The organism is Shimia sp. R9_1 (assembly GCF_017743775.1).
Lineage (GTDB): Bacteria > Pseudomonadota > Alphaproteobacteria > Rhodobacterales > Rhodobacteraceae > Shimia.
The window spans coordinates 230,360-248,725 of record NZ_JAGHRN010000001.1 but is presented as its reverse complement, the minus strand read 5'-3'; the positions used below and the strand labels follow the sequence as shown (position 1 = coordinate 248,725).

The following is an 18,366-nucleotide window of genomic DNA, read 5'->3' as shown; positions in this document are numbered from 1 at the left end:
GGCTGCGGCGCCTTTTCTTTTGCGCGTGAGCCTCAGAGCCGCTGCCTCACCACATATCGCCAACGGTAAAGCCGTTGGGGAACGGATCACTGGGGTCCAGCGTGTAGTTTGCGGTGCCGTAGATCCAGCCCTGGCCAGACAGGCTTGGCACGATGGCTTTGTAAGGACCAACCGTGGTTTCGCGCAGAAAACGCCCGGTGAAGGTGGTGCCCAGCGGGCCCGCATTCACATAGTCCTGACCCACAGCCAGCTGGCCGCGCGCATGCATCACCGCCATCTTTGCGCAGGTGCCCGTGCCACAGGGGGAGCGGTCCAGAATACCGCTGGCCGCTTCGGGCCGCGCGGGATCAAACGGGCCGGTGGAAATGGTGATGGCCCCGCGCCCGTGGGTTGTCGGATCAATCGGTGGCCCCCAGAGATTGGTGATAGTTGGGCCGGTGATCGCGGAGTTTTCCGGATGCTCAACGGGGAGCTGCTCTGCAGTGGCGTGCCGAATGGCTTCGCTGACGCGCAGGATTTCCCCGCCATTGTCGCCGGAGAGATCCACACCCAGTTTCGCCGCCTCCGCCAAAACAAAAAACATGCCGCCCCAGGCCACATCCACGGTGACCGTGCCAAGGCCTGACACTTCGACCTTTGCATCCAGATGCACGGCAAAGGCCGGCACGTTTTCAAAGCTGACGGAGGTGACTTTGCCATCCTTGCAGGTGGCGGTGACTTTGATGAGGCCTGCGGGGGCTTCCAAGGTCAGCTCGGTCACAGGCTCCACCATCGGCAGGATGCCGGTTTCCAGAAGTACGGTGACCACGCAGATTGTATTGGAGCCGGACATCGGCGGGTATTCCTGCTGCTCCATGATGATGAACCCCATGTCGGCGTCTGGATGGCAGGGTGGCACGATCACATTGCAGCAGAGGCCCGGGTTGCCGCGCGGCTCGCGCAGCATCTTGAGGCGGATATCGTCGTGATGGGCCTGCATATAGCTCATGCGCTCAAACACGGTGTTGCCGGGAAAATGCGGTACGCCGCCGGTGATGACGCGCCCGGGCTCGCCTTCGGCATGGGCTTCAACAGCGGTGATCAGTCGGTTTATGCGCATGGTCTGTCCTCTTCTTAAGGGAGAGCCTATGCGTAAACCGGGGCAGGGGGCCAGCCCCCTCACTTGCGCAAAGCGCAAGCACACCCCCGGGATATTTGAAGAATGAGAAGCTGTTGGGAGGCTTTCTTGGGCAAGCTCTGGGTACAAAGGAGGGCGATTTTGCACCCGGGGTGGCCGTTCCTGCACTTTCATTCAGAGCACGCATGGTCTATCTGGGCGGCAACAGTGCGGAGATGACAGATGTCTTTTGAACAGCCCGGCCCCGTTGAGCAAAGCCTGCGTGATGCGATCAGCCCGATTGAGGAGATCATTGCAGAGGCGCGCAATGGCAAGATGTATATCCTTGTGGACCATGAGGATCGTGAAAACGAAGGGGATCTGATCATCCCGGCCGAATTCGCCGATGCGGCGGCGGTCAACTTCATGGCCACCCATGGGCGCGGGCTGATCTGCCTTCCCATGACCGCTGAGCGGATTGACACTCTGGGCCTGCCGATGATGGCGGTGAACAACTCCTCGCGTCACGAGACCGCTTTCACCGTATCCATCGAGGCGCGTGAGGGGGTGAGCACCGGGATTTCCGCCGCAGACCGCGCGTTGACCATTGCCACTGCGATCAATGAGCAGAACACCATGGCGGCGATTGCCACGCCGGGGCATGTCTTCCCGCTGCGGGCTAAGCGTGGCGGTGTGCTGGTGCGCGCCGGTCACACCGAAGCCTCGGTGGATATTTCGCGCCTCGCAGGCTGTCACCCCAGCGCGGTGATATGTGAGATTATGAACGAAGACGGCACCATGTCCCGCCTGCCGGAACTGGTGGAATTTGCCAAAAAGCACGACCTGAAGATCGGCACGATCAGCGACCTGATTGCCTATCGTTCACGTGTGGACAATGAGGTGGTGGAAACCTCGCGCGAGACCGTGACCTCGGAATATGGCGGCGATTGGGAGATGCGCATCTTCACCGATCAGATCCATGGCATCGAGCATGTGGTGATGATCAAGGGCGATATCACCACACCAGAGCCGGTTCTGTCGCGCACCCATGCGCTGCATGAGGCGGGAGATGTGCTGGGCCTTGGGCCAAAATCGGTCAACGAGCTGCCCACCGCCATGCGCAAGATTGCCGAGGAAGGCCGCGGTGTGGTCTGCCTGTTCCGCGAAGTGCGCCACAGCCTTTACGCCGATGAAGACGAAGGCCCGCGCATTGTGAAACGCACAGGACTTGGCGCGCAGATCCTCTCCAACCTCGGTTGTAAAGAGCTGATCCTGCTGACCGATAGCCCGGAAACCAAATACCTCGGACTGGACGCCTATGGGCTGTCCATCGTGGGCACACGCCCCATTCTCTCGGAAGGATAAGACCATGGCAGGCGCAGAAAAACACTACATCATGCCGCGCGCAGAGTTCGACAAGCCGGTCAAGCTCGCCATCGTGATGTCACCTTACTACAAAGACATCGCCGACAATATGCTGGCGGGCGCTGTGGCGGAGATTGAGGCCGCAGGCGGCACCTATGAGGTGGTCGAAGTGCCCGGCGCGCTAGAGATCCCAACCGCGATTGGCATTGCCGAGCGCATGAGCAACTTTGATGGCTATGTGGCGCTGGGCTGTGTGATCCGGGGCGAGACCACGCATTATGAAACTGTCTGTAACGACAGCAGCCGCGCAATCCAGCTTCTGGGGCTGCAGGGGCTGTGCATCGGCAACGGCATCCTGACGGTGGAGAACCGCAAGCAGGCCGAGGTGCGCGCCGATCCGGAAGATCAGAACAAAGGTGGCGGTGCGGCCGCTGCGGCCTTGCATCTTGTGGCGTTGAGCCGTAAGTGGGGCGCTCAGCGCAAGGGAGTCGGCTTTTTGCCCGACACCGAAGAACTCAAGATCGCTGGTCAACTCAAGGACAATCCAACGGCATGACCCTTTCAGGTAACCAGAAACGCAAAATGAAATCCGCCTCCCGGCTCTATGCGGTGCAGGCGCTGTTTCAGATGGAAAGCTCACACCAGACCGTAGATCAGGTGCGGGTGGAGTTTCTGGACCACCGGTTTGGCGCCGAGGTGGATGATGGCACTGACATGATCGAGGGAGATGCGGAGCTGTTCCGCAAAACCCTTGAGGATGCGGTGAACTATCAGGCGCCAATTGACCAGATGACCGACCGCGCGCTGGTGGCAAAATGGCCGATTGATCGGATCGACCCAACCCTGCGCGCGCTGTTCCGTGCGGCGGGTGCGGAGATCCTGCAAAGTGAGACCCCACCCAAGGTGGTGATCACCGAATATGTTGGCATTGCTGCGGCCTTCTTCCCGGACGGCAAGGAATCCCGCTTTGTGAATGCGGTGCTGGATCACATGGCGCGTGAGGCCAAACCGGAGGCGTTCTAAGCGCCTCCTTGCTTTCTCCAACTCATTAATCGGCTGTTAACCTTCGCGCGCCAAGGTGATCCGCGACGCGCGCGGTGGCGTATGCTGTGTGACGTGTCGTCGGACAAATATGTCGCGCCGGATTGGCTTGCCGTTTCTGACAGGCTGTCGTTTAATGAGCGAAAGGAGGCACTGCCATGCCAAAGCTTATCTCTCTTTACATTCGTCAGGTCGCGATTGGGTTTGCCTTGTCCGCCGTGTTTGTCGGGATGCTGATGTATTTCAACGTGGCCAACCTCTGGCATCTGGTGAGCAGCAGCTCTGAAGGCGCGATTGCGCTGGTGGTGATGTGGGTGCTGAATGGCATCGTGTTCGCCGGCGTGCAGTTCGGTATCGCCATCATGCGGCTGAAAGACGACGATCAGCCCGGTGGCGGCAAGCGCCAGATGATGCCGGTGATGCTGGCAGAGCCGGTGCCGGTCAAAGTGGATCGCCGCACACCTCAGCAGCGCCAGATCCGCCGCTGATCTCAGGCCACAGTAAATCGCAGCGAAGCGCCCCTCCAAGGGCGCTTTTTTGTTGGGATCACTGCATGTCGTGAAGGTTGAGCAGGAAGCCGTGCCAGCCTTTGTCGAGCGCCAAGACGAGGCCAAAGCCGTCCACATCCTTGGGCAGGCCAGAGTGGGTGAGCGTAAGGCGCGTGCCACCGGGGGCGTCCTTCAGCTCCCATTCCACGGTGCTCATCTGGCCCTCCATAGGCCCCACGGTGAAATCCCATTTCATGTAATCATGCGGTTTGGCTTCGATCACTTTGCCCCAGCACATGCGGTCGCCGTCTTTCTGGGAACGCAGCGTGTAGTCTTCTCCAACCGTGAGATCCGCATCGGAAGGGTGGAACCATTTGCCCAGCAGCTCCGCTTTGGTGAGAAACGCCCAAACACGGGCCTTGGGCACCGCGAGGAAGACGGATTTGCGAATGGTCGTGTCTTGGGAAAGTTCAGCCATTGTGCTGTCCAGCGTCATTGTCAGTCTCCTTTTGGATCTCGGTTTCGACGGCAGTTTTGAGTGCGGTGAGACGCACGTCCCAGAATTGGTCAAACCACCCCAGCCAGTCCAAAGCAGGTTTGAGCGCCAAAGGATTGAGCGCGTTCACTTTTTCGCGCCCGCGCGGGGTCACTGTGATCAACCCGCCGTCTGAGAGCACAACAAGGTGCTTCTTCACCGCAGCACGGGTCATGTCGAAGTGGTCAGAGACTTCTGCGATGGTCATCGGGGTGTCCCCCAACATGCGCAGAATATCGCGACGGGTGGGGTCACCCAAAGCGCGGAAGACTGGTTGGAGGGGATCAGGCATGGGAATCTCTAATAGTGATACTATTTGGTGTCATAAATATGTGATACCTTTTGGTATTGTGTCAAGCTTGAGTTGCATCGCCCGCTGTAATGGATATCGTCCGCAAGCAGAAAAAAACGGCGCATAGCGCACGCCATTTGAGAGAAAATTGATGCAGTGGTTGCTTCAAGACTTTGAAGACACAGAGAAGTTGGGCGAAGTTTTGCTCGCGATGGGACGCGACATTAGCTGGCACAAAATAGTGCCGTTTGTTGGCGACCTTACACCTGCGCCGTTGATCAAAGATCCGCGCTCTGTCGTCATGTTTGGCGCTTATAGCATGTGGAAATACGCCGAAGCACAGGGCTTGCAACCGGGCGTCATTCGAATTGCTCCCTTCTTGGATCAAGAAGTGTGGCATCCATTCTTGTTAAACGGACCTGAGGCTCGGGTGATGCGCTTTGCGGATTGCCCCGCTTTCTTGTGCGATCCGGCGCAGTACTGGTTTTTGCGGCCTGTTGAGGACAGCAAAGAGATTCCCGGACGCGTTATGCAGGCTGGAGAAATTGCGCAGCTGGCGCAGCGGGTTTCCAACCTTCCAGAAGAGCAACTTCCAATCGGTTCACTGCGACCGGATACAAATGTCATGTTCTCCGCGCCAAAGGAGATTGATACAGAGTGGCGTCTTTGGATCGTTGATGATCAGTTGGTGACGTATTCCCGTTACAAACAAGCGGGTCGTGTGGACTATGTGCACGACATCACAGAGGAGGCTCTACGTTTCGGGCGCGAGATGGCACAGAAAAATGCGGGTTATGCATCCGCCTATGTCATGGATGTCTGCCAAATTGGCGACATACACCATATCATCGAAACAAATAGCATAAACGCGGCAGGATTTTATGCGGCAGACTTAACCAAGCTCGTTCACGCTATCGAGGCCCTTTTCACAGAGGCTTAAAGTGGCGGGCCCGCAAACGCAGCCGTGGGGTTATCTCATTCCCGAGGACCTGTATATACAGGTGGGCGCCAGGTAACCAGGCCAGGACCAGGACAGAGCCAGCTCCCTCGGAATTGCTTAAGGCCACCGGAATGCAACCGTATCACGAGAAGGGCAGCACCCGCCGCTGACCTATCTATGCCCGCACCCCAGCAAAGACAAGGGGTGGCCCGCCTGTGTTCCTTCAAATCAGAGCTTGAAATTTTGTTCTCTATATGTTCACGCTGTGAGCATGGAAGAGAATTTGCAACCCGGACAGCGCCTCGCGCGTGGTGTCAGCCGCCATCTGCGCAGCCATGGCTTTGTCTCTGTTGAGGAATTTGTGCCCGCCCGCGGTCTGCGCGTGGATGTGATGGCCTTGGGGCCCAAAGGGGAGCTTTGGGTGATTGAGTGCAAATCCAGCCGCGAAGATTTTCAGACCGACAAGAAATGGCAGGGCTACCTTGAGTGGGGCGACCGCTATTTCTGGGCGGTGGACACGGATTTCCCCACCGAGCTTTTGCCGGAGGGCACGGGGCTGATCTTTGCAGATGCCTATGATGCGGAGATCATTCGCATGGGGCCGGAAGGGAAACTGGCTCCGGCGCGGCGTAAAAAGATGATCCAGAAATTTGCCATGGATGCGGCGCGGCGCCTGCAACGCTATCGCGATCCCAAGCTTTCGGCCTTGCCGGAGGAGGTGGAGGAAGGGGCCTGATATGTCCGCAACCAGCATTTCAGAAGAGGAGAAGCAGAGCCATGATGGTGAAGTTTTACTACCCGGACGGGGATTGGTGTTACCGCGCGTTGCACACGGTGCATGCAGTATTTCACAACCCCGAAGGCGCGCTTATCGCGCGTGCAGAGCGCGGCGACCGAAATGGGTTTTATGAGTTTGAGATCAAAGCCTTTGAACTCAAAGGCCCGGGAGAGATCCTGAGCTGAGCGCGCCTGAAACCGCCCAGGCTTCTCATTCTTCAAATATCCCAGGGTGGCCCCCGCCTGCGGGGGCAGGGGCAGCGCCCCTAACCAGCCTCACTTAACCTGACGCGCCGTGGCTGCGGCTGTGCGAATCTCTTCGGCGATTTCTTCGGCTTCCTCAGGGTCAAAATCCATCGGGATCTCCAAGCCACCGGCTTCGATATAGATGCGCACAAAACCCTGATCGGTGGGGCCGATTTGCATGTTGGCTTCGATGTTGCTTTCGGTGTTGATGCCCATGGCGATCTCCTTGGGGTCAGTCTGATGGTCGGTCTTGGGGGTTTCATGTTGTGCCGATTGCGGTAGCGTGAACTTGCGCCAAAGGCAAGCTGTGCGCGGATCTGGCGGTTTGGTGCGCAGTGCGGTGGAGAGGCTGATGGTGGAGAGGTCGGCTGTGGAGAGGTTGAAGGGGGGCAGGGCAGTGGATGACGGAATCATCTTCCGGAAATTTGCGGCGCAGGATCTGGACTGGCTGGTGGAAAGCCACGCCACGCTTTATGCGCGCGAAGAAGGGTTTGACGACAGCTTTGGTCCCCTCGTGGCAGACATCGCCCGCGGATTTCTTGTCTACCATGAGATCGGCAAAGAATCAGGTTGGATTGCTGAGCACGACGGGCACCGGCTGGGATGTATTTTCTGTGTGCGCGCGGAGCGGGAGGGATTCGCCAAGCTGCGCCTGTTTCTGGTGCTGCCGGAGGCGCGTGGCTTTGGCTTGGGGCAACGGCTTTTGGACACCTGCATGGGGTTTGCGCGGGGTGTCGGCTATGAGGGCATGACGCTCTGGACCCACAAAAGCCATGAGGCAGCCTGCGCTTTATATGCCAAAAACGGCTGGCGCTGTGTGGCGGAGCGACCGGTGCACAGCTTTGGATGCGATCTTGTCGAACAAACCTGGGAAATCGTGTTTTAGGTGCTTGCATCCCCCGAATGGTATCTGTAAACCGCCCCTCACAGTGCCGCCTTAGCTCAGTAGGTTAGAGCGCTGGATTGTGGATCCAGAGGTCCCCCGTTCGAGCCGGGGAGGCGGTACCATCAAAAAGCTCTCAGCTGTTATTGCTGAGAGCTTTTTTGTTTTTGGGCGTTCTTTGGGCTGTCAGGACAGCATGGTTTGGGCTCTGAGCGTCTAGTCTTCGCTGACAGACGCGCCAAAGGCCCCTGCGGACAGCGCGATCTCCTGGCGCAATGCACCTGTGATGCGGTCGTGAATCAAAATGCGGTTGTCGGTGGTCACAATGGCCACCCAGCCGTCTCCCATAGTGACCGCCTGCGCCTCTGCACCGCCGTCCAGCGTGAGGTTTTCCGGCAGGATCGGCCCATCGTCACGGAAGCGCATGACAATCAGCGCAACCACCGTTACAAGCCCCACCATCATCACCACAGTCAGGCCCGTGACCAGTAGGCGCAGAAAGCGCAGGTTTGTTGGCTCAATTGGTTCCGGAGACTCTTCCATGGCGGAAACCCTTGTAGAATTTGTGATCGCGGAAGACCCGCCCAAGCGTTTTGATAAGGCGCTTTCGCGTGATGTGCCAGTGGAAGCCAGCCTGAGCCGCACCCGGCTTGCCAAACTCATCGCTGAGGGCGGCGTGGCGCTCAATGGGGTTGCCGTGACCGACCCAAAGCACAAGGTGGCAGAGGGCGATGCGGTTGTCATCACCGTGCCTGTGGCTGAGGACAGCCACATCGGGCCAGAGGACATCCCGCTTGAGGTGATCTGGGAAGATGATGATCTCATTGTGATCAACAAACCTGCGGGCATGGTGGTGCATCCGGCACCGGGCACGCCCAATGGCACCTTGGTGAATGCGCTGCTGCATCATTGCGGCGACACGCTTTCCGGCGTGGGCGGCATGAAGCGCCCCGGTATTGTGCACCGCATCGACAAGGAAACCAGCGGCCTCTTGGTGGTGGCCAAGACCGACGCGGCCCATCAGGGGCTGGCGGCGCAGTTTGAGGCTCATACCGTGGAGCGCTATTACCGCGCGGTGTGCTACGGGGTGCCGGATGCCAATGATCCACGCCTGCGTGGTGTGCGCGGCGTGAATTTTGAATCCGGAAACATCATGAAAATCACCACCCATCTGGCGCGTCACAAGACAGACCGACAGCGTCAGGCGGTGTTGTTTGAAGGTGGTCGCCATGCGGTCACGCGGGTGCGGATCGTGCAGCCTTTTGGCAATCCGGCGGTGGCCTGTCTGGTGGAATGCTGGCTTGAGACCGGCCGCACCCACCAGATCCGCGTGCATATGGCCCACGCCGGCCATGGGCTGATCGGGGATCCGGTCTATGGCGGGCGTCGCAAGCTGGCCGAAAAGGCAATCGGCGTCAAAGGCGCAGCCGCCGCGCGGAGTTTTGACCGTCAGGCGCTGCACGCCGCTGTTCTGGGCTTTGAGCACCCCGTGACAGGGGAGATGCTGCGATTTGAAGCGCCCTTGCCTGAGGATATGGCGCAGTTGATTGAGGATCTCGGTGGGGTTTGAGCGACATTTTTCGCCAGCCATGCGTTTGAAACAAAGCGCAAATGCATGTGAAACACTGGTCTAAAGCTGGTGTGGTCGCGTAGTAAACCCTACTCTGAGAGTCAGAAATTCACATCTGCCTATTGAAACACGCATTTGGCGACCTAGATCAATGTTAAGCAGATAAACATACGATTGGGAGGCAAGACTTATGGCAAATTATGCAAACCTGCCCGCACCGACACCAGAGGGCGGTCTGAACCGTTACTTGCAGGAAATTCGCAAATTCCCGCTCCTTGAGCCGGAAGAAGAATACATGCTGGCCAAGCGCTGGGTTGAGGAACAGGACGCGACAGCGGCCCATAAAATGGTGACCTCGCACCTGCGTCTGGCGGCCAAGATCGCCATGGGCTATCGCGGCTACGGCCTGCCTCAGGCTGAGGTGATCTCTGAGGCCAATGTGGGCCTGATGCAGGCGGTCAAGAAGTTTGATCCGGAAAAAGGCTTCCGTCTGGCGACCTATGCCATGTGGTGGATCCGTGCGAGCATCCAGGAATATGTGCTGCGCAGCTGGTCTATGGTGAAGCTTGGCACCACCAGCGCGCAGAAGAAGCTGTTCTTCAACCTGCGTAAGGCCAAGGCCCGTATCGGCGCGCTGGAAGAAGGCGATCTTCGTCCTGAAAACGTGGAGCGCATCGCCAATGATCTCGGGGTGACCGAAGAAGAGGTGATCTCGATGAACCGGCGTCTGTCGGGCGGGGATGCCTCCCTGAACGCACAGGTCGGCTCCGAGGGCGAAGGCACCATGGAGTGGCAGGACTGGCTGGAAGATGAAACCGCGGATCAGGCGGCGGATTATGAGGCCAAGGACGAGCTGGCAGCCCGCCGTGAGCTGTTGGTTGAAGCGATGGATGTGCTGAATGACCGCGAGAAGGACATTCTCACCCAGCGCCGTCTGGCGGATAAAGCGGTGACGCTTGAGGATCTGAGCGGGCAATATGACGTGAGCCGCGAACGCATCCGCCAAATCGAAGTGCGCGCCTTTGAAAAACTGCAAAAGCGCATGCGCGAGCTGGCCTCCAGCCGCGGGATGCTGGCAGCGAACTAAGCGCAGCCGTACCACACAGATCAGAGCGCCGGTCCTTTCAGGATCGGCGTTTTTCATTGCGGCCTACCTTGGCTCATGGATCTGTGATCTCACAGATGATGCGGGCGGTTGCCTCTAGGGAAAGCGGAGACTAGGCTCTGCACGATCAGAGGGAGGGAGCGCTAACATGTCTGACAAAACCATTCGATGGGGTATTCTTGGGGCGGCAAATTTTGCCCTCAATCACATGGGGCCGGCGATCCATGCCGCCAAAGGCGCACAGCTGGCGGCGGTGGCGAGCTCCAGCGCGGAGAAAGTTGCCGCTTTTGAGGCTTTTGCGCCGGGGCTGCGTCACCACACAAGCTATGAGGCACTGCTCGCCGATCCGGAGATTGATGCGGTCTACATCCCGCTGCCCAACCATTTGCATGTGGAATGGGCGATCAAGACGCTTGAGGCCGGTAAGGCGGTGCTCTGCGAAAAGCCGATTGGCATGGATGTGGCAGAGATCGACCGTCTGATCGCCGCGCGGGACAAGGCCGGTATTCTGGCGGCAGAGGCCTTCATGATTGTGCATCACCCGCAGTGGCAGCGCGCCAAGGCACTGCTGGAGGAGGGGGCCATAGGCACGCTGCGCCATGTGAATGCGGTGTTTTCCTATTTCAATGATGATCCTGCCAACATCCGCAATCAGGCTGATATCGGCGGCGGCGGCTTGCGCGACATCGGCTGTTACGTGCTGGGCGGCGCGCGTTTTGTCACCGGAGAGGAGCCGGTCTCGCTGGATCACACGCGGGTGCAGATGGAAAACGGCATCGACCTCTTTGCCGATATGAGCTTCACTTTCCCCAGCTTCACCTATCAGGGCTACACCGCCATCCGCATGGCTCCGCGTCAGGAAGTGCATTTTCATGGCGACGCCGGGGTGATGAGCCTGACGTGTCCTTTCAATGCCGCCGTGTTTGATCAGGCGGAGCTGGTGCTGTCACGGCCCGATCAAAGCCGCCGCGTGGAGCGGTTCCCCGGTGTGAACCACTATGTGCTGCAGGTGGAGGCCTTTGGGCATGCGCTGCGGACAGGTGAGGCTTACCTTTGGCCGCTGGAGCAGGCCCGTGGCACGCAGGCCATGGTGGACCAGGTGCTTGCCACCGCTTAAGCGCAGCCACGCCTTTCAAATGAAAAAGCCCTCGGGGGAGGATCTCCACCGAGGGCTTTTGAATGTGTTTAGCAGAGTTGGCTTATTCGGCCGCGTCGTTGCTTTCCGCTTCTGGCGCAGGGGCTTCCGCCGGGGCGTCTTCTGCCGCTGGGGCAGGGGCCTTCTTGCGCGGCGCGCGCTTGCGTGGCGCTTTCTTGGGCGCAGGCTTTGGCGCTTCCGGCTGCGTTTCCGGTGTTTCTACCAGAGCGCTTTCTTCGGCCACATCCACGATCAGATCAGGCTGTTCGGCCTCAGACGGGTCCACCGTTGGCATCGCTTCGTCCGCCTGCGGCTGGGCTTTGCCCTCGCCACCGTTGGCCTCACGTTCCTGGCGTTCCATACGTTCGCGGCGCTCGCGATCACGCTCTGCCTGGCGCTCACGGTTCTGGCGTTCTTGCTCTTCGCGGCGCGCCTCTTGCTCGCGCTGCGCTTCATTCAGCATGCGCTGGTAATGCTCTGCGTGCTGCTGGAAGTTCTCCGTCGCAACACGGTCATTGGAAAGCTGGCTGTCGCGGGCCAGCTGGTTGTATTTGTCGATCACCTGTTGTGGGGTGCCGCGTACTTTTCCTTCCGGGCCGGAACTGTCAAACACACGGTTGACGATATTGCCGGAGGGACGGTTGCGGTTTGACTTATTCCGCGAACGTGACTTCGAAGATCTCATGTTTTCAGCAATCCAGCCTTGGTCCATGGCGGTCGCTCATCCCGTTTCACGCCTCGTGCGCTCTGTCTTCCGGGGGGCGACAATTTGTGGCTTGGTGTCCGATCGGGACGGCCCTGAAAATAGGGCATCCAGCAAAAGGACACGAACTTGATATGGCGCATTTGGTTCTCACACAAGAGGTTTTCTGTCTAGAATGCGCTCAATTGCAAAAATATCTCGTTATGTTGGGTGTTTTTGCCCGATCACCACGCGGTCACGCCCATCCAGATCCGGCAGCACAGCGACGTTTTGCAAACCGGCCTCCTCAAAAAGCGCGGTCACATCCGGCCCCTGCTGCCAGCCGATTTCCACCATCAGCCAACCCGCGGGCGCAAGATGGTCTGGCGCGCCTTTGGTGATGGCGCGGTAGGCGGTGAGCCCGTCTGCTTCATCTGTCAATGCTATGCGCGGCTCATAAGACAGCTCCGGCGCGAGGGCGTCCATTTCAACCAATGCGATATAAGGCGGGTTGGACACGATGAGGTCAAAGCTGCCCTCAACGGCGGCAAACCAATTGCTTTCCGTCAGCGTCAGCCGATCAGCAACGCCAATCGCATCCGCGTTCTGGCGTGCGACCGCGAGCGCGTCGGCGGAGACATCTGTGGCGGTGCCGTGCGCGTCGGGCCGCTCTGCCAACAGGGAAATCGCGATGGCACCGGTGCCTGTGCCGAGATCGAGCACGGATTTGAAGGGGCGCTTTAACGCCTCAAGCACCAGGGTCTCGGTTTCCGGGCGCGGGTCAAGGGTGGCCGCAGTGACCGCAAAGCTGTGATTGAAGAAGGCCCGTTTGCCCAGAATATGCGACAAAGGCTCGCGCGACAGGCGGCGGGCGACAAGGCCGAGCAGGGCGGTTTGCTGCGCCAGCGTCGCTTCGCTGCGCGCTTCAAGCGTGAGCCGGTCGGCAGGAATGTCGACCGCTTTGGCCACCAGAAACCGCGCATCACGTGCGGCGCTGTCTATGGCGCCTGCGGTGAGAGAGTTCTGCGCCTGTTTGATCAGGTCAGTGATGGTCAGGCTCACCCTTCCATCTCCGCCAGTGCCGCCGCCTGTGCGTCTGCGGTGAGCGCGTCGATGGTTTCATCCAGATCGCCCTGCATCACCTGATCCAGCTTATAAAGCGTGAGGTTGATGCGGTGGTCGGTCATGCGGCCCTGCGGGAAGTTGTAGGTGCGGATGCGTTCTGAGCGGTCACCCGAGCCCACCTGGCCAGCCCGATCAGCGGCACGCTCATCAGCAATGCGCTGGCGCTCCAGATCAAACAGGCGGGTTTTCAGAACCTGCATGGCAATCTCACGGTTGCGGTGCTGGGATTTCTCCGAGCTGGTCACGATGATGCCAGTGGGCAGGTGGGTGATCCGCACAGCCGAGTCGGTGGTGTTCACGTGCTGACCGCCGGAGCCTGAGGAGCGCATGGTGTCGATGCGGATGTCACTGGCGTCGATATGAATGTCCACGTCTTCGGCTTCCGGCAGCACGGCGACAGTGGCTGCCGAGGTATGGATGCGCCCGCCGCTTTCGGTGGTGGGCACTCGCTGCACGCGGTGCACGCCGGATTCAAACTTCATCCGAGCAAAGACGTTTTCGCCTTTGATATGGGCAACCACTTCCTTGATGCCGCCAAGTTCGGTGGCGTTTTCCTCAAGGATTTCAAGCTTCCAGCCGCGCGCTTCGGCATAGCGCTGATACATGCGCAGCAGGTCGCCTGCAAAAAGCGCGGCCTCATCGCCGCCGGTGCCAGGGCGGATTTCCAGAATGGCCGGGCGGGCGTCTGCTGCGTCTTTGGGCAAAAGCGCGAGCTGCAGGGCGTGTTCTGCCTCGGGCACAGCCGCACGCAGCTCTGGCAGCTCTTCTTCGGCAAGCGCTTTCATATCGGGATCGCCGAGCATCTCTTCGGCTTCCTCAATGTCGGAAAGCAGGCGCTGATACGCTGCGATCTGCTCCACCACGGGCTTGAGATCGGCATATTCCTTGGCCAGCGCAGCAATGTCGCCGCCGCCTTCGGCCATCTGCGCCTCAAGGAACTCAAAACGCTGGGTGATCTGATGTAGTCGCTCTATCGGAACCATGTCGCTAAGTGGGACAATCTCGGGGTTTGGTCAAGGGCCGCCTTTTGGTGTAGCATGGCCTTATGAGACGGTTGTTTGTGGTGATGATGCTCTTTGCGCCCCCCGCCATGGCGGATGGGATGATCAACGGCGTGCCGGTGGATTGCTATTGCACCGACAAACAGGGGCAGCGGATCGAGCTTGGCGAAACCATCTGTTTGCAGGTCGATGGGCGCATGTTTATGGCGCAATGTCAGATGTCGCTGAATGTGCCGATGTGGCGCGAAATCTCGCCCGGGTGCCTCAGCTCCAACCTATCCCCGTTGCCCCAGAGCCGCGATCCAAGCCTCGATGCGTTTGGCATTCACACCGAAGTCCTTTTTCCCAAATCGTGAGCGCGCGTTGATCTTGAGCGTGTCACCGACCTGTTGGGCGGTGGTGTAATCCGGATAAGACAGCAGCTTGGAGCGGGTCACATAGGTGATCATGCCGTCCTCAAGCGCGCCAGCGAGCACCGTTGTGCGCGGTGTGCTCAGCGCAATCTCGTTCAAACGGGTGAGGCCGTCGGGGCCGGTGTCAACAATCCGGCGGGCGCTGTTCTCGCCGTCGCTGTTTTGATCAAATTGCGTCGCCACATGCCATTTTGCCGGATCACTCGGCGCCAAACGCACATAGACCGCCAGAAGCGCCACCACCGCAAAAAATACCCAGATATAGCTCATCGTCGGTCTCCTGTGAGAGGTGGTTTTTTGTTTGCGGGCAAGGTCTTCGCCCGCGTCCTTCATGATACGCTGCCGCCTCTGTTGTGGATCAGCATCAAAGCAGATGCGGGGCGCGTCAAGCTTTCCGCCGCGTCCACCCCCACAGACAGATCAGTTCGAGCGCCACATGGGCCCCAGCAACGGCGGTTGCGCCGGTGGTGTCAAACGGCGGAGACACCTCAACCACATCGCCGCCCACCATATTGATGCCGGCAATATCGCGCAGGATGATGCTGGCCTGACCGCTGGACAGACCACCCCAGACCGGAGTGCCGGTGCCGGGCGCAAAGGCGGGATCAAGCCCGTCGATGTCAAAGGTCAGATAGGTCGGGTGGTCGCCCAGAATGCCTTTGATCTTCTCCGCCACTGCCACAGGGCCATTCACATGCACTTCGCGCGCATCAATGATGTTGAAGCCAAGCGTGTCCGGGTTCTCGGTGCGGATCCCCACCTGAACCGAGCGCGAGGGATCCACAAGCCCGTCTTTCACCGCTTTGTAAAGCATGGTGCCATGGTCGATCCGGTTCGGCTCATCATCGGCCCAAGTGTCTGTGTGGGCGTCAAATTGCAAAAGGCTCATGGGGCCGAACTTTTCGGCATAGGCCTTCAGGATCGGGTAGGTGATGTAGTGATCCCCACCCAGCGCAATGCTGGCGGTGTCGGTCTCCAGAATGCTGCGGATGTGACTGGTCAGCGCGTCGGGGAACTCCATCACCCGCGCATAGTCAAAGGCCAGATCGCCATAGTCCACGATGCTGAGTTCGGTCATCGGGTCATAGCCCCAGCCATAGGGCGGATCAAAGGCCTGAATGGCGCTGGCTTCGCGGATGGCGCGCGGGCCAAGGCGGGTGCCGGGGCGGTTGGTCACCGCCATGTCAAACGGCACGCCCGTCACAGCGATGTCGACACCTGTCAGATCTTTGGAGTAGCGGCGGCGCAGAAAGGACGTGGCCCCCCCAAAGGTGTTTTCAAAGCTCAATCCGTGCGGCGCTTTGCGCGTGAAGGCATTGTCGACCTGGGTTTTGGCATCTTCGAGCGCCATGGGGAGTCCTCATCTGAAAATTTGATCAAATTTCGTCTGTAGACACAAAAAGGTCAAGCCCTCCCGATTGCGGAAGGGCTTGTTGTGAGGCTGCTGCCTAAAATCTGGGGTGGATCAGCGCGGCTGTGCCGTTTCCACGAGCTTGGCAAAGAAAGACGCGCCAATCGGGCTGATCTCGTCGTTGAAGTCAAAGGCCGGGTGGTGCAACCCGGCGCCTTCGCCCGCACCAAGGAAGAGATAAGCCCCGGGGCGCGCTTCCAGCATGTAGGAGAAATCTTCCGCACCCATTTCCATCCACTGCTCAGCATCCACATTGGCCTCCCCGGCGATCTCGCGGGCGACGTCAGCGGCAAAATGGGTCTGCTTGGGGTGGTTGATGGTGGCTGGGTAATCCACATCCAGCTCCAGCGTCGCGTCCAGCCCGTAAGCGGCTGCGGTGCCTTTTGAAATCTCCTCAAGGCGGCGGTGGATCATCGCCTGCACATCCTTGTCAAAGGTGCGGATGGTGCCATTGATGAAGCCGCCATCGGGGATCACATTGTTGGCGCTGCCCGCATGGATCTGCGTCACCGAGACCACTGCCTGCTGGCGGGTGTCGTGGTTACGGCTGACAATGGTCTGGATCGCATTGACCATGGCCACTGCAGCCACCACCGGATCAACCGTGTCCTGCGGGTAGGCCCCATGGCCGCCCTTGCCCTGAATGTGGATGGTGAAGGTATCCACTGCCGCCATGATCGGCCCCGGCGTGGTATGAAAGCTGCCCAGAGGCTGGCCCGGCACATTGTGCAGCGCATAGACCTCTTTGACATCAAAGCGTTCCATCACGCCTTCCTGCACCATGATGTTGCCGCCGCCGCCTTCTTCCTCGGCAGGTTGGAAGATCAACGCCACACGGCCAGAGAAATTGCGGGTCTCGGCAAGGTATTTGGCCGCCCCGAGCAGCATGGTGGTGTGCCCGTCATGACCACAGGCGTGCATTTTGCCTGCGACCGTGCTGGCGTATTCTGCGCCGGTGATTTCATCCATGGGCAAGGCGTCCATATCTGCGCGCAGACCAATGGTCTCGCCGTCGCCTTCACCATTGATGATCGCGACCACGCCGGTTTTGGCGATGCCTCCGTGGATTTCATCCACGCCAAACTCTTTCAGACGCTCCACCACAAAGGCCGCCGTTTCCACGCAGTCAAATTCCAACTCCGGGTGGGCGTGCAGGTGATGCCGCCATGTTTTCATCTCTTCCGCGTAATCTGCGATGCGATTCACGATTGGCATGTCTGGACTCCCCTCCATCAATTCGCTCAGATGCCTCCAAACCAAAGACTGGAGCGTAGCGCAATGGCCGAAGACCCCCTTATCCTTGATCCCAATGGCGGCATGCCGCGCCTTTTGGAGATTATGCGCCGTTTGCGGGATCCGGACCATGGCTGCCCTTGGGATATCGAGCAGGATTTCGCCACCATCGCGCCTTACACCATTGAGGAGGCCTATGAGGTGGCCGATGCGATTGAGCGTGAGGCCTGGGATGAGCTGAAAGGCGAGTTGGGCGATCTGCTGTTTCAATCGGTGTTTCACGCCCAGATGGCGGCTGAGAAGGGGCTTTTCACCTTTGATCAGGTGGCAGACACCATGTCTGACAAGATGGTCGCGCGGCATCCGCATGTCTTTGGCGATGAAAGCCGCGACAAATCCGCCGAGCAGCAGACCCGCGATTGGGAGACCGTGAAGGCGGCGGAGCGTGCCGGAAAGGCGCAGGAGGGCACGCTGGATGGTGTGGCTCTGGGCCTGCCTGCCTTGCTGCGCGCCGTGAAGCTGCAAAAACGCGCCGCACGTGTGGGATTTGACTGGCCGGATACCGAGCAAGTGGTTGATAAGATTGTGGAAGAGGCCGGTGAGCTTGCCGAGGCACGTGACCGGTTGACCCAAGATGAGATTGAGGAGGAGTTTGGCGACCTTCTCTTTGTGATGGCCAATCTCGCGCGGCATCTCAAGATTGATCCCGAAGCCGCCCTGCGCGCCACAAACGCCAAATTTGTGCGGCGTTTTGAAGGGGTTGAGGCCAAGCTCGCGGCCCAAGGCAAACGTCCGGAGCAGAGCGATCTGGTCGAGATGGATGCGCTCTGGGATGCGGTCAAGGCCGAAGAGAAAGCGGCCAAAGGGCAGGGGTAAAACCCGCGTCTGAGCGGGCGACTTGCCCCTGAAACCTGCGCCAAACAGGGGCGCAGGATTTGGCGCTGCGACGCCTCCGTTCACGCAAATATCAAACCTGAATAATTTGTTCAGGTATTGACCTGACTGAAAAACTCAAATTTAACGCAGCC

General features: G+C 59.3%; 24 protein-coding genes and 1 tRNA gene. 14 read left to right on the top strand and 11 right to left on the bottom strand.

Annotated elements, in window-relative coordinates; all coding sequences use genetic code 11:
• Positions 1-46: 46 nt before the first annotated feature.
• Positions 47-1,099, bottom strand: coding sequence for a proline racemase family protein (locus J7399_RS01245; protein WP_209083671.1), 1,053 nt, complete (start codon positions 1,097-1,099; stop codon positions 47-49).
• Positions 1,100-1,339: 240 nt separating this feature from the next.
• Between J7399_RS01245 and ribB the strand changes: the two genes are divergently transcribed.
• The 4 genes from ribB to J7399_RS01225 all read left to right on the top strand — a co-directional run bounded on the left by ribB (position 1,340) and on the right by J7399_RS01225 (position 3,990).
• A complete protein-coding gene (gene ribB, locus J7399_RS01240) occupies positions 1,340-2,461 on the top strand; it encodes a 3,4-dihydroxy-2-butanone-4-phosphate synthase (protein ID WP_209060725.1) in 1,122 nt (373 codons plus the stop codon).
• Between the two features lie 4 nt (positions 2,462-2,465).
• Positions 2,466-3,017, top strand: a complete 552-nt coding sequence (locus J7399_RS01235) for a 6,7-dimethyl-8-ribityllumazine synthase (protein WP_209060723.1) — start codon at positions 2,466-2,468, stop codon at positions 3,015-3,017.
• Positions 3,014-3,484 carry a transcription antitermination factor NusB gene (gene nusB, locus J7399_RS01230; RefSeq protein WP_209060722.1) on the top strand — a complete coding sequence of 157 codons (471 nt, stop codon included), beginning with the start codon at positions 3,014-3,016 and terminating at the stop codon, positions 3,482-3,484. The genes J7399_RS01235 and nusB overlap by 4 nt, the downstream gene beginning before the upstream one ends.
• A 176-nt stretch (positions 3,485-3,660) precedes the next feature.
• Positions 3,661-3,990: a hypothetical protein gene (locus J7399_RS01225; protein ID WP_209083670.1), complete on the top strand. Its 330-nt coding sequence runs from the start codon at positions 3,661-3,663 to the stop codon at positions 3,988-3,990.
• 58 nt (positions 3,991-4,048) lie between these two features.
• Here J7399_RS01225 and J7399_RS01220 read toward each other — a convergent pair whose 3' ends face one another.
• Together J7399_RS01220 and J7399_RS01215 are read right to left on the bottom strand one after the other, a co-directional pair.
• Positions 4,049-4,486 carry an SRPBCC domain-containing protein gene (locus J7399_RS01220; protein ID WP_209083669.1) on the bottom strand — a complete coding sequence of 146 codons (438 nt, stop codon included), beginning with the start codon at positions 4,484-4,486 and terminating at the stop codon, positions 4,049-4,051.
• Positions 4,461-4,817: a metalloregulator ArsR/SmtB family transcription factor gene (locus J7399_RS01215; RefSeq protein ID WP_209083668.1), complete on the bottom strand. Its 357-nt coding sequence runs from the start codon at positions 4,815-4,817 to the stop codon at positions 4,461-4,463. The genes J7399_RS01220 and J7399_RS01215 overlap by 26 nt, the downstream gene beginning before the upstream one ends.
• A gap of 151 nt (positions 4,818-4,968) precedes the next feature.
• On the opposite strand from J7399_RS01215, the gene J7399_RS01210 reads away from it, so the two are divergent.
• The 3 genes from J7399_RS01210 (at position 4,969) to J7399_RS01200 (ending at position 6,720) form a co-directional block, all read left to right on the top strand.
• The gene (locus tag J7399_RS01210) at positions 4,969-5,757 is read left to right on the top strand and encodes an ATP-grasp domain-containing protein (RefSeq protein ID WP_209083667.1); all 789 of its coding nucleotides are present in this window, start codon (positions 4,969-4,971) and stop codon (positions 5,755-5,757) included.
• A gap of 271 nt (positions 5,758-6,028) precedes the next feature.
• A complete protein-coding gene (locus J7399_RS01205; RefSeq protein ID WP_209083666.1) occupies positions 6,029-6,493 on the top strand; it encodes an MmcB family DNA repair protein in 465 nt (154 codons plus the stop codon).
• A 41-nt stretch (positions 6,494-6,534) separates the two neighbouring features.
• Positions 6,535-6,720, top strand: coding sequence for a hypothetical protein (locus J7399_RS01200; RefSeq protein WP_209083665.1), 186 nt, complete (start codon positions 6,535-6,537; stop codon positions 6,718-6,720).
• A gap of 90 nt (positions 6,721-6,810) precedes the next feature.
• Here J7399_RS01200 and J7399_RS01195 read toward each other — a convergent pair whose 3' ends face one another.
• Positions 6,811-6,996: a DUF6324 family protein gene (locus J7399_RS01195; protein ID WP_209083663.1), complete on the bottom strand. Its 186-nt coding sequence runs from the start codon at positions 6,994-6,996 to the stop codon at positions 6,811-6,813.
• 181 nt (positions 6,997-7,177) lie between these two features.
• On the opposite strand from J7399_RS01195, the gene J7399_RS01190 reads away from it, so the two are divergent.
• Together J7399_RS01190 and J7399_RS01185 are read left to right on the top strand one after the other, a co-directional pair.
• On the top strand, positions 7,178-7,666 hold the full coding sequence (locus J7399_RS01190; RefSeq protein ID WP_348539415.1) for a GNAT family N-acetyltransferase: 489 nt from the start codon (positions 7,178-7,180) through the stop codon (positions 7,664-7,666).
• A gap of 45 nt (positions 7,667-7,711) precedes the next feature.
• Positions 7,712-7,788, top strand: a tRNA-His gene (locus J7399_RS01185).
• A gap of 91 nt (positions 7,789-7,879) precedes the next feature.
• Here J7399_RS01185 and J7399_RS01180 read toward each other — a convergent pair.
• Positions 7,880-8,206, bottom strand: a complete 327-nt coding sequence (locus J7399_RS01180) for a DUF6476 family protein (RefSeq protein WP_209083661.1) — start codon at positions 8,204-8,206, stop codon at positions 7,880-7,882.
• Here J7399_RS01180 and J7399_RS01175 point away from each other — a divergent pair.
• The 3 genes from J7399_RS01175 to J7399_RS01165 all read left to right on the top strand — a co-directional run bounded on the left by J7399_RS01175 (position 8,205) and on the right by J7399_RS01165 (position 11,455).
• Positions 8,205-9,233, top strand: coding sequence for an RluA family pseudouridine synthase (locus tag J7399_RS01175; protein ID WP_209083660.1), 1,029 nt, complete (start codon positions 8,205-8,207; stop codon positions 9,231-9,233). The genes J7399_RS01180 and J7399_RS01175 overlap by 2 nt on opposite strands.
• 190 nt (positions 9,234-9,423) lie before the next feature.
• Positions 9,424-10,320 (top strand): RNA polymerase sigma factor RpoH, encoded by an 897-nt coding sequence (gene rpoH / locus J7399_RS01170; RefSeq protein ID WP_209083659.1) that lies wholly within the window; start codon positions 9,424-9,426, stop codon positions 10,318-10,320.
• Positions 10,321-10,486: 166 nt separating this feature from the next.
• The gene (locus J7399_RS01165) at positions 10,487-11,455 is read left to right on the top strand and encodes a Gfo/Idh/MocA family oxidoreductase (RefSeq protein ID WP_209083658.1); all 969 of its coding nucleotides are present in this window, start codon (positions 10,487-10,489) and stop codon (positions 11,453-11,455) included.
• A gap of 82 nt (positions 11,456-11,537) precedes the next feature.
• Here J7399_RS01165 and J7399_RS01160 read toward each other — a convergent pair whose 3' ends face one another.
• The 3 genes from J7399_RS01160 to prfA form a co-directional block, all read right to left on the bottom strand.
• Positions 11,538-12,158, bottom strand: a complete 621-nt coding sequence (locus J7399_RS01160; protein WP_209062007.1) for a DUF4167 domain-containing protein — start codon at positions 12,156-12,158, stop codon at positions 11,538-11,540.
• A gap of 219 nt (positions 12,159-12,377) precedes the next feature.
• Positions 12,378-13,217, bottom strand: coding sequence for a peptide chain release factor N(5)-glutamine methyltransferase (gene prmC / locus J7399_RS01155; protein ID WP_348539414.1), 840 nt, complete (start codon positions 13,215-13,217; stop codon positions 12,378-12,380).
• Positions 13,214-14,263, bottom strand: a complete 1,050-nt coding sequence (prfA, locus tag J7399_RS01150; protein ID WP_209083657.1) for a peptide chain release factor 1 — start codon at positions 14,261-14,263, stop codon at positions 13,214-13,216. The genes prmC and prfA overlap by 4 nt, the downstream gene beginning before the upstream one ends.
• A gap of 83 nt (positions 14,264-14,346) precedes the next feature.
• Between prfA and J7399_RS01145 the strand changes: the two genes are divergently transcribed.
• Positions 14,347-14,637: a hypothetical protein gene (locus J7399_RS01145; RefSeq protein WP_247742751.1), complete on the top strand. Its 291-nt coding sequence runs from the start codon at positions 14,347-14,349 to the stop codon at positions 14,635-14,637.
• Here J7399_RS01145 and J7399_RS01140 read toward each other — a convergent pair.
• The 3 genes from J7399_RS01140 to J7399_RS01130 form a co-directional block, all read right to left on the bottom strand.
• Positions 14,557-14,964, bottom strand: coding sequence for a DUF1499 domain-containing protein (locus J7399_RS01140; RefSeq protein WP_209083656.1), 408 nt, complete (start codon positions 14,962-14,964; stop codon positions 14,557-14,559). The genes J7399_RS01145 and J7399_RS01140 overlap by 81 nt on opposite strands.
• A gap of 115 nt (positions 14,965-15,079) precedes the next feature.
• Complete coding sequence (speB, locus tag J7399_RS01135) at positions 15,080-16,045, bottom strand: agmatinase (RefSeq protein ID WP_209083654.1); 966 nt, start codon at positions 16,043-16,045, stop codon at positions 15,080-15,082.
• Positions 16,046-16,159: 114 nt separating this feature from the next.
• Positions 16,160-17,320, bottom strand: a complete 1,161-nt coding sequence (locus tag J7399_RS01130; RefSeq protein ID WP_209083652.1) for a M20 aminoacylase family protein — start codon at positions 17,318-17,320, stop codon at positions 16,160-16,162.
• Between the two features lie 63 nt (positions 17,321-17,383).
• On the opposite strand from J7399_RS01130, the gene mazG reads away from it, so the two are divergent.
• Positions 17,384-18,214: a nucleoside triphosphate pyrophosphohydrolase gene (mazG, locus tag J7399_RS01125; RefSeq protein WP_209083650.1), complete on the top strand. Its 831-nt coding sequence runs from the start codon at positions 17,384-17,386 to the stop codon at positions 18,212-18,214.
• The last annotated feature ends 152 nt before the right edge of the window (positions 18,215-18,366 follow it).

Excerpts from the sequence above, each read along its gene's own strand:
- J7399_RS01195 (WP_209083663.1), bottom strand. The coding sequence starts at position 6,996 with ATGGGCATCAACACCGAAAGCAACATCGAAGCCAACATGCAAATCGGC.
- J7399_RS01180 (WP_209083661.1), bottom strand. The coding sequence starts at position 8,206 with ATGGAAGAGTCTCCGGAACCAATTGAGCCAACAAACCTGCGCTTTCTG.
- ribB (WP_209060725.1), top strand. The coding sequence starts at position 1,340 with ATGTCTTTTGAACAGCCCGGCCCCGTTGAGCAAAGCCTGCGTGATGCG.
- J7399_RS01145 (WP_247742751.1), top strand. The coding sequence starts at position 14,347 with ATGATGCTCTTTGCGCCCCCCGCCATGGCGGATGGGATGATCAACGGC.
- rpoH (WP_209083659.1), top strand. The coding sequence starts at position 9,424 with ATGGCAAATTATGCAAACCTGCCCGCACCGACACCAGAGGGCGGTCTG.
- J7399_RS01245 (WP_209083671.1), bottom strand. The coding sequence starts at position 1,099 with ATGCGCATAAACCGACTGATCACCGCTGTTGAAGCCCATGCCGAAGGC.
- speB (WP_209083654.1), bottom strand. The coding sequence starts at position 16,045 with ATGGCGCTCGAAGATGCCAAAACCCAGGTCGACAATGCCTTCACGCGC.
- J7399_RS01215 (WP_209083668.1), bottom strand. The coding sequence starts at position 4,817 with ATGCCTGATCCCCTCCAACCAGTCTTCCGCGCTTTGGGTGACCCCACC.
- J7399_RS01140 (WP_209083656.1), bottom strand. The coding sequence starts at position 14,964 with ATGAGCTATATCTGGGTATTTTTTGCGGTGGTGGCGCTTCTGGCGGTC.
- J7399_RS01160 (WP_209062007.1), bottom strand. The coding sequence starts at position 12,158 with ATGAGATCTTCGAAGTCACGTTCGCGGAATAAGTCAAACCGCAACCGT.
- J7399_RS01205 (WP_209083666.1), top strand. The coding sequence starts at position 6,029 with ATGGAAGAGAATTTGCAACCCGGACAGCGCCTCGCGCGTGGTGTCAGC.
- J7399_RS01225 (WP_209083670.1), top strand. The coding sequence starts at position 3,661 with ATGCCAAAGCTTATCTCTCTTTACATTCGTCAGGTCGCGATTGGGTTT.
- nusB (WP_209060722.1), top strand. The coding sequence starts at position 3,014 with ATGACCCTTTCAGGTAACCAGAAACGCAAAATGAAATCCGCCTCCCGG.
- J7399_RS01175 (WP_209083660.1), top strand. The coding sequence starts at position 8,205 with ATGGCGGAAACCCTTGTAGAATTTGTGATCGCGGAAGACCCGCCCAAG.
- mazG (WP_209083650.1), top strand. The coding sequence starts at position 17,384 with ATGGCCGAAGACCCCCTTATCCTTGATCCCAATGGCGGCATGCCGCGC.
- J7399_RS01220 (WP_209083669.1), bottom strand. The coding sequence starts at position 4,486 with ATGACGCTGGACAGCACAATGGCTGAACTTTCCCAAGACACGACCATT.
- J7399_RS01165 (WP_209083658.1), top strand. The coding sequence starts at position 10,487 with ATGTCTGACAAAACCATTCGATGGGGTATTCTTGGGGCGGCAAATTTT.
- J7399_RS01210 (WP_209083667.1), top strand. The coding sequence starts at position 4,969 with ATGCAGTGGTTGCTTCAAGACTTTGAAGACACAGAGAAGTTGGGCGAA.
- J7399_RS01235 (WP_209060723.1), top strand. The coding sequence starts at position 2,466 with ATGGCAGGCGCAGAAAAACACTACATCATGCCGCGCGCAGAGTTCGAC.
- J7399_RS01130 (WP_209083652.1), bottom strand. The coding sequence starts at position 17,320 with ATGCCAATCGTGAATCGCATCGCAGATTACGCGGAAGAGATGAAAACA.
- J7399_RS01200 (WP_209083665.1), top strand. The coding sequence starts at position 6,535 with ATGATGGTGAAGTTTTACTACCCGGACGGGGATTGGTGTTACCGCGCG.
- prfA (WP_209083657.1), bottom strand. The coding sequence starts at position 14,263 with ATGGTTCCGATAGAGCGACTACATCAGATCACCCAGCGTTTTGAGTTC.